This window comes from Ruegeria sp. H8, from assembly GCF_056532905.1.
In genome coordinates this window covers 200,402-212,396 of sequence record NZ_JBQFNY010000006.1, presented here as the reverse complement: position 1 = coordinate 212,396, position 11,995 = coordinate 200,402, and the positions used below count along the sequence as shown (strand labels likewise).

The window sequence follows — 11,995 nt, the reverse complement described above, 5'->3', positions numbered from 1 at the left end:
AAGCCGTGGGGTACGAGTCAAGATATCTGAACCCCTAGGTAAATACTCAGGAGATTTACAATGGACGGTACCCCCCACAATCACCAAACCGGCGGCTGCCCTGTCATGCATGGCGGCAATACTGGTACGGGCAATTCCGTCACCAAGTGGTGGCCGGATGCGCTGAACCTGGACATTCTGAGCCAGCACGACACGCGCACCAACCCGATGGATGCCGACTACAACCATCGTGAAGCGGTCAAAGGGCTTGATTTCAAAGCGGTCCGTGCCGATGTCGAGGCGTTGCTGACCGACAGCCAGGACTGGTGGCCGGCTGACTGGGGTCACTATGGCGGGCTGATGATCCGTCTGGCGTGGCACTCGGCCGGGTCTTACCGTCTGGGGGATGGTCGAGGTGGCGCCGGTTCGGGCAACATCCGGTTCGCGCCACTGAATTCATGGCCGGACAATGCAAGCCTGGACAAAGCCCGCCGTCTGCTGTGGCCGGTGAAAAAGAAATACGGCAACGCGCTGTCCTGGGCCGATCTGATCGTTCTGTCGGGCACGGTGGCGTATGAATCCATGGGATTGAAGACCTTTGGTTTCGGCTTTGGTCGCGAAGACATCTGGGGCCCCGAGAAAGATGTTTACTGGGGTTCTGAAAACCAGTGGCTGGCCCCGTCCGAGAACCGCTATGGCGATCTGGAAACCCCCGGCACGCTGGAAAACCCTCTGGGTGCGGTGCATATGGGCCTGATCTATGTGAACCCCGAAGGCGTGAACGGCAACCCGGATCCGGCCAAGACCGCGCTGCATATCCGTGAAACCTTTGCGCGTATGGCGATGAACGACGAAGAGACCGCGGCATTGACCTGCGGGGGGCACACCGTCGGCAAAGCCCATGGTGCGATGCCCGGCGACAATATCGGCGCCGAGCCCGAAGCCTGCCCGGTGTCCAGCCAGGGGCTGGGATGGGAAAACCCTGATCAGAACGGCAAAGCGGCCAACGCCTTTACCTCGGGGATCGAAGGGGCGTGGACGAAAGAGCCGTTGAAATTTGACATGGGCTATTTCGACTACCTGTTCGGCTACGAGTGGGAACTGGGCAAATCACCCGCAGGTGCCCATCAGTGGCAGCCCGTCGACATGCCCGAAGACGAAAGGCCGGTTGACCCGACCGACCCCTCTGTTCGTCGCATGCCGATGATGACCGATGCGGATATGGCGATGAAGGTCGACCTGACCTACAACGCGATCTGTCAGAAATTCATGGCGGATCCGGACTATTTTGCCGATACATTTGCACGTGCCTGGTTCAAGTTGACCCACCGCGACATGGGTCCGCGCGTCAACTATTATGGCCCGGACGTGCCGTCGGAAGACCTGATCTGGCAGGATCCGATCCCGGCCGGTTCGACAGATTACGACATAGATGCCGTCAAGGCCAAGATCGCAGACAGCGGCCTGACCATCGCCGAGATGATCACTACCGCCTGGGACAGTGCCCGAACCTTCCGCGGGTCGGACAAGCGCGGCGGCGCAAATGGGGCGCGCATCCGACTGGCGCCGCAAAAGGACTGGGCGGGCAACGAACCCGAACGTCTGGCGAAGGTGCTGGGTGTGCTGGAGCCGATCGCGGCGGAAACCGGTGCATCGATTGCCGACGTGATCGTTCTGGCGGGCAATGTCGGGCTGGAGCAGGCGATCAAGGCCGCAGGCTTTGACGTGGCGGTTCCGTTCTCGGCCGGTCGCGGCGACGCGTCGATCGAGCAGACCGATGTGGACAGCTTCTCGGTACTTGAGCCGCTGGCGGACGGGTTCCGCAACTGGCAGCTGAAGGAATACGCGGTCTCGCCAGAGGCGATGATGCTGGATCGCGCGCAACTGCTGGATCTGACCGCGGCCGAGATGACCGTTCTGGTCGGTGGTCTGCGTGTGCTGGGTGCCAACCATGGCGGATCGCCGCATGGCGTCTTCACCGACCGGGTGGGCCAGCTGACAACCGACTTTTTCGTCAACCTGACGGATATGTCGCTGAGCTGGCATCCGGTTGACGGAGGCACCTATGAGCTGCGCGACCGCGCCTCGGGTGAGGTCAAGTTCACCGCAACCAGCGCTGATCTGGTCTTCGGTTCGAACTCGATCCTGCGCAGCTATGCTGAGGTCTACGCTCAGGACGACAACGCCGAGAAATTCGTGCGCGATTTTGTGGCGGCATGGACCAAGATCATGAACAACGACCGGTTCGATCTGGTTGCCTGAATCATGTAATAAATCAGGCGGGGACACCCTCGCCTGATTTTCTTTTCAGGGGGTGCATCCGCTGATCCCCGCTGTGCCGAGACTTGCTCACACGGTCATGAAGAGATCTTTGTATCGGTCACGCAGAATGTTCTTTTGAACCTTGCCCATCGTGTTGCGGGGCAGTTCATCCAGAACGATCAGCTTGCGCGGATGCTTGAACCGGGCCAGACCTTCGCGGACCGCGCCCGTTATCGCATCCGGATCAGGGGTCTGGCCGGGCTCTGCCACGATGACACCAACAACCGTTTCTCCGAAATCGGGATGTGGCACGCCGATCACGGCGCTTTCCAGAACACCGGGTTGATCATCGAGAACCATCTCGATCTCTTTTGGGTAAATGTTGTAGCCGCCCGAAATGATCAGATCCTTGTTGCGACCAACGATATGGACGTAACCCTCCTCGTCGATGCGGCCCAGATCACCGGTGATGAAAAAGCCGTTGTCGCGCAGTTCGGCAGCGGTTTTTTCAGGCATCTGCCAATACCCTTTGAAGACGTTGGGCCCGCGCACTTCAATTTTGCCGATCTCGCCCGCAGGCAGGGTATTGCCGTCTGAATCACAGATCTTCAGTTCGACCCCGGGCAGCGGGTGCCCGACCGTTCCGGCGCGCCGCTCGCCGTCATATGGGTTTGACGTGTTCATGTTGGTTTCAGTCATGCCATAGCGTTCAAGGATGCGATGGCCCGTTCGTTCTTCGAACTGCACATGGGTTTCCGCCCGCAGCGGTGCCGATCCGGAAACGAACAGGCGCATATGGGTGGCCAGTTCCCTGGTAAAACGCGGGTCGTCCAACAGGCGCGTATAGAAGGTTGGGACACCCATCATCGACGTGGCACAGGGCAATTTGTCGATGATCTGGTCCAGATCGAATTTGGGCAGCCAGATCATGCATCCACCTGCGGCCAGCATGATATTGGTCGCGACGAACAGCCCGTGCGTGTGAAAGATCGGCAGGGCATGCAGCAGCACATCCTGCGAGGTGAAGCGCCATTCCTTGACCAGTGTCCGTGCATTCGACAGCAGATTGTTCTGGGTCAGCATGGCGCCTTTGGAACGGCCTGTGGTTCCGGATGTGTAGAGGAATGCTGCCAGATCCTCGCCATCGCGGGCGACGGTTTCGAAATGTGTCGGCATGGTCGCGGCCAGATCTGTCAGAGACCCGGTGCCATCCGCGTTCAGCGTCTCTACCCGTGCGCCCAGCTGCGCGCCGACAGGGGTGAGTTTTCCTTCTCTTTCGGTGTCGCAGATAATCAGCGAAGCCCCGCTGTTTTCGATGAAATAGGTCAATTCATCGACCGTGTAGGCGGTATTCAGCGGCAGGAACACCAGACCGGCCTGGGCGCAGGCGGCATAAAGCGCCAGCGCCTCGGGGGTTTTTTCAACCTGCGCCGCAACGCGGTCACCGGGGTTCAGGCCCAGATGCGTGGCCACATGCGCAATCTGCGCCGCTTTGCCCAGGAAATCCTGGTGAGAGATCGTTGTCCCGTCCAGCAGCTGTAAAAAAGGTGTGCCTTTGCCGGCGTGGATGCCGAACAGGCCGTCATACAGAGGGTTAGCCATCAGGTTTACCTTTCTTGAGATATGAAAAGAGAGGTGGATGCATCGAGGAAATTGATCTCGAATGAGGCGATCATCTCATGGGTCGTGGCGAATTGGTTTTTGGTACTGGGCAACACGGGTCATTTCATACAGGTAGTTCACCAAAGTGCCAACGGATCGGGCCGGGATTGCGTTGGCCTGAACCGAATGAACAAAAGCACTGTTACCCAAATGAAACTGTGCAATTGGATCCAGGGGCGTGTGCCTCATTCCCCTGACATTGCGCAGTTGCAGCCGCCGACACCCTGCTGCGCGTCGTGCTTTCAGAGTATCGGCGGGTGTCGACTGATTTCCCTATGAGAAGTGTTCCGGCAGCAATGCAACCGGCAGATTCTGATAGCAGACAGGACGCAAGAAACGTCGGATCGACAATGTGCCCACGGATGTGGCACCGAAATTGGTCGAAGCCGGGTAGGGGCCGCCATGGACCATGCTGTCACATACCTCGACCCCCGTGGGGAAGCCATTGGCCAACACACGCCCGGCTTTGCGTTCAAGGATCGGCAGCAGGGACCGCGCCATGCCCATGTCGGCCTCGTCCATATGCAGGGTGCAAGTCAGCTGCCCGTGCAATCCGCGCGCGACGTTGTGCATTTCGTCGGGTGTCTCGGCAGTCACGATGATGCCCAGCGGGCCGAACACCTCTTCCGCGAGGGATGTGTTGGCCAGCCAGGTTGCGGCGCTTGTTCGGTAAAGGAAAGGGGTCGCATTGCGCTGATCGCATGTCGAAGCCAGAACCTCTTGAACGCCAGCGGTTTCAGCAACACGGGCCTGACCGTTGCGATAGGCTTTGGCGATGCCGTCGGTCAGCATGGTCTGCGCCGGAACTTCGGTCAATGCGGCCAGTGCGATCTCGGCGAAACGGTCCGTTGCTTCACCTGCCGGAATCACGACGACGCCCGGGTTGGTGCAGAACTGACCAGCGCCCATCGTCAGCGAGCCGGCCCAGCCTTTGGCGATGTCTTCACCCCGGTTTGCCAGTGCCGCATCCAAAATGAACATGGGATTGACCGATCCAAGCTCACCAAAAAACGGAATCGGTTCGGGGCGCGCGGCGCACAGGTCGAACAGGGCGCGACCGCCCGCAAGAGATCCGGTGAATCCGACCGCCTTGATCAGAGGGTGCTGCACCAAGGCTGAACCCACAGCCGGTCCGCCGTCTTGGATCAGACTGAAAACGCCGGGATGAATGTTGCAACGGCGGATGGCCGCAAGGATGGCTTCGGCGATGATCTCGCCGGTGCCCGGATGGGCGCCGTGGCCTTTGACGACAACCGGGCAGCCAGCAGCCAGTGCGGCGGCGGTGTCCCCCCCGGCGGTGGAAAATGCCAGCGGGAAATTTGATGCGCCGAACACCGCGACCGGGCCGATCGGGCGCTGGATCATTTTCAGATCGGGCCGGAGCAGGGGTGTACGGTGCGGCAGTGCGCTGTCGTGGCGTCGGTCCAGATAATCGCCGCTGAGGATATGCGTTGCGAACAGCCTCAGCTGCCCCGACGTGCGGCCCCGCTCACCTTGCAGCCGAGCCTCGGGCAGGCCGGTTTCCTGAGTGCCGATCTCGGTGATTGCATCGGCGCGCGCTTCGATCTCGTCGGCAATGGCGTTCAGAAAGGCGGCGCGTTCTTCCCGAGTGGAATAGCCATAACTCCAAAACGCCTCTTCCGCGGCCTGCGCAGCGGCGTCGACGTCTGAAATGCGACCTTTCGAAAAGTCATGCGATGGCCCATGTGCGGGTTGTGACGCAAAGAAATCGTCACCAGCAAGCCAGTTGCCGGCGATCAGATGCTTGCCATGCGGAGTAAAGGTCATTCGGGCCTCGTGTTTCGGGATGTCCAGATTAATGGATAATGTATCCAAAATGACAGGACATGCAAGACCGCCCTAGGGTTCGTCTGTCCCGCGCTTCGAGGCGATCATTTCCAGAAGCTGTTCCTTGGTCCGGCGAATATGCTGGGCCAAGACCTCGCAGGCTTTGTCCACATTGCCTTCCCGGGCCAGCCGCAACAGATCACGATGTTCCTTTTTTGCGGGTTCGCGCTGTTTCATCACGCTCAGGTGCATCCTGACATAGCGATCCGATTGCAGGTTGACGCGGTCCAGCAATTCGTTGGTCAGCTTCCGTCGTGACGCCGCATAAAGCGCCGAGTGATACTGATAGTTCAATATCCCCCACTTGCCGACGTCATTTTCATCATACGACGCTTCCATCTGATTGAGGATTTCGTCGCAACGCGCAAATTCCCCTGGGCCCATATTCGGGATGGCCCGGCGGAACAGATCGACTTCGATCAGGATGCGAAGATCGAAAATTTCACCGATTTCGTCGAGGGAATGCTTGGTCACCGAGCCGCCGCGATTGTTGGCCCATTGCACCAGACCTTCGGCATTCAGGCGTTTCAAAGCCTCGCGGATCGGCATGCGAGAGACATCATATTCCTCGGCCAGGGCTTCCTGCCGGATCGTCTCACCTTCGGCGAGTTCGCCGCTGAGGATACGTTCACGCAGATCATTTGCGATGACGTCCGGTAGGCTTTGTTTCGTGATCGCGCGTTTTCCTGCCATTTCCAATATCCCGCCACGGTTTTTTGGATACAATTACCCGCAATCACCGACTTTTCCAAGTCGAACTTGGATTTCGACCCATGTTCGACCCCTGCCCGAGATCTGAAAAAAGGCCTGAATCTGATGATGAAACCGTAAAGTGGCCGCGTATCTTCAGACTTTTCCGTTTTGAAAAACGTGCCTGCTGACATCAAACACCCCAGGTGTCAGACAGACGATAGCCACCGGGCCATGGATCGTCAGGATCCAACATGTGCTGATGAATTCCGGTGATCCAACCGCGACCGCTGATTTCAGGAACGATCGCCGCGCGGCTACCGACCTGCGCTGTGTCAATGATCCGCCCGGTAAAGCGCGATCCGATGATCGAGACAGCCTCGAAGGTCTGGCCGGGTTTCATCACCCCCTTGGCCGCCATCAGCGCCATGCGCGCGGATACAGCGGTGCCCGTCGGCGAACGGTCGACCTTGCCCGGCTGGATCGCCACGGCGGACTTGCCGCTCAGACCGGTTTCCGTTTCATACAACGGGCCGCAAAAGGCGCAGAACGATATATGATCCCAGTCCGGGTTCTCGGGATGCGAGAATCCAAGCTGCTCATTGGCGGCGTTTGTGATCTTTACCCCCAGCCGGGCTATGTCGCGGGCCTCGTGGTCGACGATCGCGAACCCAAGCGCCTGCGCATCGACGACCACGAAACTGTCGCCGCCATAAGCGGTGTCTACCGTGATCGTGCCCAGTCCGGATACCTCGAGCGGGACGGACAGCTTGTCGGCGAAGCTGGGCAGGTTCTGGACAAAGATGCGTTGTGCCTTGCCATCGCGGCATTCCGCACGCACCCGGACCAGCCCGCCCGGTGCCTCGAGCACCATATGGGTTTCCGGCTCGTGCATTGGAATGATCCCGCCATCCAGCAACACGGTTGAGACACAGATCGAGTTGGACCCCGACATGGGCGGCGTGTCTTCGGGTTCCATGATGATCCAGGCGGCGTCCGCCTCGGGGTGTTTTGGCGGAACCAGAAGGTTGACATGGCGGAACACACCGCCGCGTGGTTCGTTCAGAACAAAGTTGCGCAGAGTCTGGTCCCGCGCAATGAAGCTTCGCTGATCCCAGAGAGTGTCGCCCGGCGGTGGGGCGACACCCCCCACGATGACATCCCCAACTTCACCTTCGGCATGGGCCGAGATCACATGTACGGTTTTGCTGCTGCGCATGTTTACCTCAGCTATATTGCGCGACGGGGGCACCCAGCGCGTCGAAGATCGGTGTCACGCCCAGACCGGGACGATCTGCTGCGGTCATCCGGCCATTGACACGCTTTGGCGCACCTTCGGCGATGTCCACGGTACCATAGGAATTGAAGTCGGTGGCCGAGAACGTGAACTCGGACGGTGTCGACCGCGCCAGATGGGCGATCGTGGCTGTGGTGATGTCGCCGCCCCATGTGTCCTCGATGGTCATGGGAATACCGTGCGCCACGCACAGATCCCGCATCAGTTTTGCCTTGGTCAGACCTCCTACCTTGGAGATTTTCAGATTGATCACGTCCATGGCGTCATCGGCGATGCCGCGGACCAAAGTGTTGGGCGTGTCGATGACCTCATCCATCACGAAGGGCAGCGCGGTGCGCCGGCGGATCGACACGCATTCCTCATAGGTCAAACAGGGTTGTTCCACATAGACATCCATGCCCGCGATGGCGCCTACGACACGCGCGGCCTCGTGCCGGGTCCAGCCCGTGTTGGCATCCGCCACCAGCAGGTCGGTCTTTTTCAGAACCGCGCGGGTGGCGTGAATGCGGTCGATGTCATCATTGGCGTCGCCGCCCACTTTCAGTTGAAACTTCGTATAGCCTTCGGCCGCATAACCTTCGATCTTTTGCGCCATGATGTCCGGTGCTTCCTGGCTGATCGCGCGATACAGCACCACGTCCTGTTGCGCGTCGCCGCCCAACAGGGTGTAGAGGGGTTGCCCGGTCGCCTTGCCCAGCAGATCCCAGCAGGCGATATCAACGGGCGCCTTGGCATAGGGGTGGCCACGCAGGGCTGCATCCATGGTGCGATTGATCTGGCCGATATTCAGCGGATCCTGCCCGATCAGATGTAGCGACAATTCCGCCAGCCCGGCCCTGACGCCCAGGGCAAAGGACGGAAGATAAGCCGATCCCAGCGGGCAGCATTCGGCATACCCCTTGAGACCTTCATCCGTGATGATCTCGAGAACGGTGCTGTCGAAGACCTCGACATAGTTGCCATTGGACCAGCTGTAGCGGCCTTCCTTCAGCGGCAGATCCACCTGATATACGTTCAGTGCAGTGATTTTCATGAGGTGTTCTCCTGATCAGAAGCGTGTGGATGCGTAAGGCTTCATGTCGAGCGCGGGCTTGGTGTCCGTGACCAGATCCGCGACCAGTTCCGCCGTGCCTGCGGATTGCGTCAAACCCAGATGGCCATGTCCGAAGGCGTAAAACACCTGTGGTGCACGCGCCGAGCGGTCGATCAGCGGCAAACTGTCGGGCAGCGACGGCCGAAAGCCCATCCATTGCGTGCCGCCTTCCAAATTCAGGCCAGGCATGAAGCGCCCGGCCTTTGCCAGAAGCGCGTCGGCGCGTTTGTAATTGGGCGGCAGCTCCAGCCCGCCCAACTCGACCGCGCCACCGATGCGCACACCGCCGTTGATCCGCGTCACCACAAATCCGTGGCCACCGAATGTCAGATGGGTGCGCAGATCAAAGGCCCCTTGGGGCAGGGTCGTGTTGTACCCGCGCTCGGTTTCCAGAGGGATGCGATCGCCCAGGGTTTTCGCCAAGTGATGAGACCACGCCCCGGCAGCCACGATCACCTGTCTTGCATCAATTTCACCGATCGAAGTCGTCAGGCGAACGCCCGCATCCATGGGTGTGAGCGCGCTGATTGTCGCGATTTCAACCTGACCGCCACGGGCGGTGAACCGGGTGGCCAAATGTCTTGTCCAGCTGGCCGGATCGACCGTGTTCATCCAGGTGGGCGTAAAACCCGCATGGGTAAATCGTCGGTCAAGCCCGGGCTGGATTTCCGCAATCGCGTCGGGGCTGTCCAGCAGATCAAAGGGGATGCCGTGATCCTTGCGCCTGTCCCATGTGGGCAGGCTGGCGCGGAATTCGCCTTCACCCTCGAACACCTGCAACTGGCCGTCGCGTTGCATCAGCGCTTCGCCATCGACATTCGCGATCTGGCGTTCCAGCGCCGCGCGGCTGTGATCCATCAAAGCAGCCTGCGCAGACAAGGCCGTAGCATAGCGATCCTGCCAACTGGCCCGCCAGAACCGCAGCATCCACGGCGCGATGTTCAAAGCGTAAGAAGGAGGAATTGAAAGTGGACCCAGCGGGTCAAACAGCCATTTCGGAGCCTTGCGCATGATCCCGGGGGTGGCCAATGGCACGATGTCGGTAAAGGCAAAGGCTCCGGCGTTGCCCTTCGAGGCGCCGGCTCCTACGCCTTCGCGATCCAGCACCAGCACGCGCCGGCCGCGTTTTTGTAATTCAAGTGCGGTGCTGATGCCGATGATACCGGCACCGATCACAACGGTATCCGTCGGGTTGTCTTGCAGCATGGCCAGATCTTCTCAAACTGTGGTTCGGTTCCGGGGGCTGGATTGCGCCAGTCCCCGATAATTTTGTCAAAGAAGGATCCCACCGCGGAACGGATCGTTTTGCGCGAAAATCAATGTGCCCTCGGCCATGATATGCGCCTGCCCGGTTAGAGTCGGAATGATGCCGCCATTGGGACCGGGCTGAAAGCTCAGCCGGTAGGAACTGCCGATCACGCTTTCCTGCACGATCTCTTGCCCCGGAACCAGAACTCCATCCGCGGCCAGACAGGCCAGACGCGCAGAACTGCCGGTCCCGCACGGGGATCGGTCATATTGATCGTCCGGGCACAGGACGAAATTTCTGCTGTGAATGCCTTTGCCCAGGGATTTGTCCTGCAAGATCACGTGGTCCACCGGTTCCCCGTTTTCGCCACGTACATTCTGGTCGATGCAGGCTTTGCGAATTGCAATGGTCAGATCGGTGAGGGCACGGATGTTGCCGGGCGTCACGTCCATCGGGCTGGGATCGACAATGAAGAACCAGTTGCCACCATAGGCCAGATCGCCGGTCACTTTTCCATGGCCTTCGACGTCTACCGACACCGAAGCCCTGACCCGGCGGCTTTCGATATTGGTGACGCGCACCGTATTGGCGTCCAACAGGTCAACCGAGATGACGCCGGCGGGCGTTTCGACCCTGTGCGTCCCCGGACCGATCCGGCCCAGATGGGCCAGAGTGACCCCAAGGCCGATGGTGCCATGACCGCACATGCCCAGAACGGCATCGGCATCGAAATAGATCACGCCGGTTTCGCAGCCAGACGTTTCCGGGGCCACCAGAAGCGCCCCGACCATGCCGGGTTGACCGCGTGGTTCCAGAAGGACCGATTTGTAGAAATCCTTGTGCTCGGTGGCCAGGCGTTGCGCGCGCTCGGCCAGCGGGCCCGACCCCAGATCGGGGCCGCCGTTCAGGATGACCCGCGTGGGCATGCCTCCGGTATGGCTGTCGATCACATGCATTCAGCGATGACCCCGCCCTGGCTGGACCAGTCGGCAAACCAGGTGCGGAACAGTTTGTATTGCTGTTCGCAATAGTTGCGCTGGGCATCCGTCAACTCGTCGGTTTCGTTGAAGTGCAAGCGGTATTCCTCTTCACCGTTCAGGACCAGCAGGTGCTTGTAGTACAGCACCAAATCGGTGCCTTCGTCAAAGCTGGCCAGCACGCCAAAAGCTTCTTCAAGCTCGCGCGCGCGCAGGCGCGCTTCGGCATGGCCCGCCGCCGCTTTCTGGCACAGGGCGGCCAACAGCAGTGCCTCTTTGGGCAGGGCGGTGCCGATACCGGTAATCGAACCCGTGGCGCCGCAGTTGACGAAGCCATGATAAACCTCGGTGTCCACGCCCACCATCAGCGTGACCTGATCATCCTTCGAGGTGATGTGTTCCGCGGCGTAGCGCAGGTCGCCTTTGCCTCCGAATTCCTTGAACCCGACAAGGTTCGGATGATCTGCACGCAATTCCAGGAACAAATCAGCGCGGGTGGCGAAGCCGTAGACGGGGCTGTTGTATATGATGGCCGGGATATCCGGCGCGGCTGACAGTATTGCCTTGAAGTGGTTGCGCTGTGCCGGGATGGACGATCCGCGCGACAGCACACGTGGGATGACCATAAGCCCTGCCGCGCCGACCTTTTGCGCATGTGCAGCTAGCGCCACGGCAGATTTCGAGTTTATCGCACCGGTGCCGACGACGACAGGAAGGCCGGCGTCGATCAGGCATTCGACACCTTGCATGCGTTCGGCATCCGACAGCAACGGCCAGTCGCCCATCGAGCCGCAATACACCACGGCCGACATGCCGGCCTCGATCATTTCCTTGCCCTTTTTCACCAGGGCATCGAAATCCGGGGTCCGGTCGGCTTTGCACGGGGTCATCAGGGCTGGCATGGTGCCGATAAAGATATTCTTGGACATGAAGGTGAT

At 59.9% G+C, this 11,995-nt stretch carries 10 protein-coding genes; 1 reads left to right on the top strand and 9 read right to left on the bottom strand.

What is annotated here, in order from left to right; genetic code table 11:
* Positions 1–60: 60 nt before the first annotated feature.
* Positions 61–2,241, top strand: coding sequence for a catalase/peroxidase HPI (gene katG, locus ACR0A2_RS15465; protein ID WP_480835919.1), 2,181 nt, complete (start codon positions 61–63; stop codon positions 2,239–2,241).
* Between the two features lie 87 nt (positions 2,242–2,328).
* Here katG and ACR0A2_RS15460 read toward each other — a convergent pair whose 3' ends face one another.
* The 9 genes from ACR0A2_RS15460 to ACR0A2_RS15420 all read right to left on the bottom strand — a co-directional run bounded on the left by ACR0A2_RS15460 (position 2,329) and on the right by ACR0A2_RS15420 (position 11,986).
* A complete protein-coding gene (locus tag ACR0A2_RS15460) occupies positions 2,329–3,843 on the bottom strand; it encodes a malonate--CoA ligase (protein ID WP_480835917.1) in 1,515 nt (504 codons plus the stop codon).
* Positions 3,844–3,918: 75 nt separating this feature from the next.
* Positions 3,919–4,092 (bottom strand): malonyl-CoA decarboxylase domain-containing protein, encoded by a 174-nt coding sequence (locus ACR0A2_RS15455; protein ID WP_171229344.1) that lies wholly within the window; start codon positions 4,090–4,092, stop codon positions 3,919–3,921.
* Positions 4,093–4,176: 84 nt separating this feature from the next.
* On the bottom strand, positions 4,177–5,691 hold the full coding sequence (locus tag ACR0A2_RS15450) for an aldehyde dehydrogenase (NADP(+)) (RefSeq protein ID WP_480835950.1): 1,515 nt from the start codon (positions 5,689–5,691) through the stop codon (positions 4,177–4,179).
* Between the two features lie 72 nt (positions 5,692–5,763).
* On the bottom strand, positions 5,764–6,444 hold the full coding sequence (locus ACR0A2_RS15445) for a GntR family transcriptional regulator (protein ID WP_480835915.1): 681 nt from the start codon (positions 6,442–6,444) through the stop codon (positions 5,764–5,766).
* 190 nt (positions 6,445–6,634) lie between these two features.
* Complete coding sequence (locus ACR0A2_RS15440) at positions 6,635–7,660, bottom strand: trans-3-hydroxy-L-proline dehydratase (protein WP_480446886.1); 1,026 nt, start codon at positions 7,658–7,660, stop codon at positions 6,635–6,637.
* 7 nt (positions 7,661–7,667) lie between these two features.
* A complete protein-coding gene (locus ACR0A2_RS15435; protein WP_480446887.1) occupies positions 7,668–8,771 on the bottom strand; it encodes a cis-3-hydroxy-L-proline dehydratase in 1,104 nt (367 codons plus the stop codon).
* Positions 8,772–8,786: 15 nt separating this feature from the next.
* Positions 8,787–10,037: an NAD(P)/FAD-dependent oxidoreductase gene (locus tag ACR0A2_RS15430; RefSeq protein WP_480835913.1), complete on the bottom strand. Its 1,251-nt coding sequence runs from the start codon at positions 10,035–10,037 to the stop codon at positions 8,787–8,789.
* Between the two features lie 66 nt (positions 10,038–10,103).
* Positions 10,104–11,036: a 4-hydroxyproline epimerase gene (locus tag ACR0A2_RS15425; protein ID WP_480835912.1), complete on the bottom strand. Its 933-nt coding sequence runs from the start codon at positions 11,034–11,036 to the stop codon at positions 10,104–10,106.
* Positions 11,027–11,986: a dihydrodipicolinate synthase family protein gene (locus ACR0A2_RS15420; RefSeq protein WP_480835911.1), complete on the bottom strand. Its 960-nt coding sequence runs from the start codon at positions 11,984–11,986 to the stop codon at positions 11,027–11,029. The genes ACR0A2_RS15425 and ACR0A2_RS15420 overlap by 10 nt, the downstream gene beginning before the upstream one ends.
* Positions 11,987–11,995 lie beyond the last annotated feature (9 nt).

Excerpts from the sequence above, each read along its gene's own strand:
- katG (WP_480835919.1), top strand. The coding sequence starts at position 61 with ATGGACGGTACCCCCCACAATCACCAAACCGGCGGCTGCCCTGTCATG.
- ACR0A2_RS15460 (WP_480835917.1), bottom strand. The coding sequence starts at position 3,843 with ATGGCTAACCCTCTGTATGACGGCCTGTTCGGCATCCACGCCGGCAAA.
- ACR0A2_RS15455 (WP_171229344.1), bottom strand. The coding sequence starts at position 4,092 with ATGAGGCACACGCCCCTGGATCCAATTGCACAGTTTCATTTGGGTAAC.
- ACR0A2_RS15450 (WP_480835950.1), bottom strand. The coding sequence starts at position 5,691 with ATGACCTTTACTCCGCATGGCAAGCATCTGATCGCCGGCAACTGGCTT.
- ACR0A2_RS15445 (WP_480835915.1), bottom strand. The coding sequence starts at position 6,444 with ATGGCAGGAAAACGCGCGATCACGAAACAAAGCCTACCGGACGTCATC.
- ACR0A2_RS15440 (WP_480446886.1), bottom strand. The coding sequence starts at position 7,660 with ATGCGCAGCAGCAAAACCGTACATGTGATCTCGGCCCATGCCGAAGGT.
- ACR0A2_RS15435 (WP_480446887.1), bottom strand. The coding sequence starts at position 8,771 with ATGAAAATCACTGCACTGAACGTATATCAGGTGGATCTGCCGCTGAAG.
- ACR0A2_RS15430 (WP_480835913.1), bottom strand. The coding sequence starts at position 10,037 with ATGCTGCAAGACAACCCGACGGATACCGTTGTGATCGGTGCCGGTATC.
- ACR0A2_RS15425 (WP_480835912.1), bottom strand. The coding sequence starts at position 11,036 with ATGCATGTGATCGACAGCCATACCGGAGGCATGCCCACGCGGGTCATC.
- ACR0A2_RS15420 (WP_480835911.1), bottom strand. The coding sequence starts at position 11,986 with ATGTCCAAGAATATCTTTATCGGCACCATGCCAGCCCTGATGACCCCG.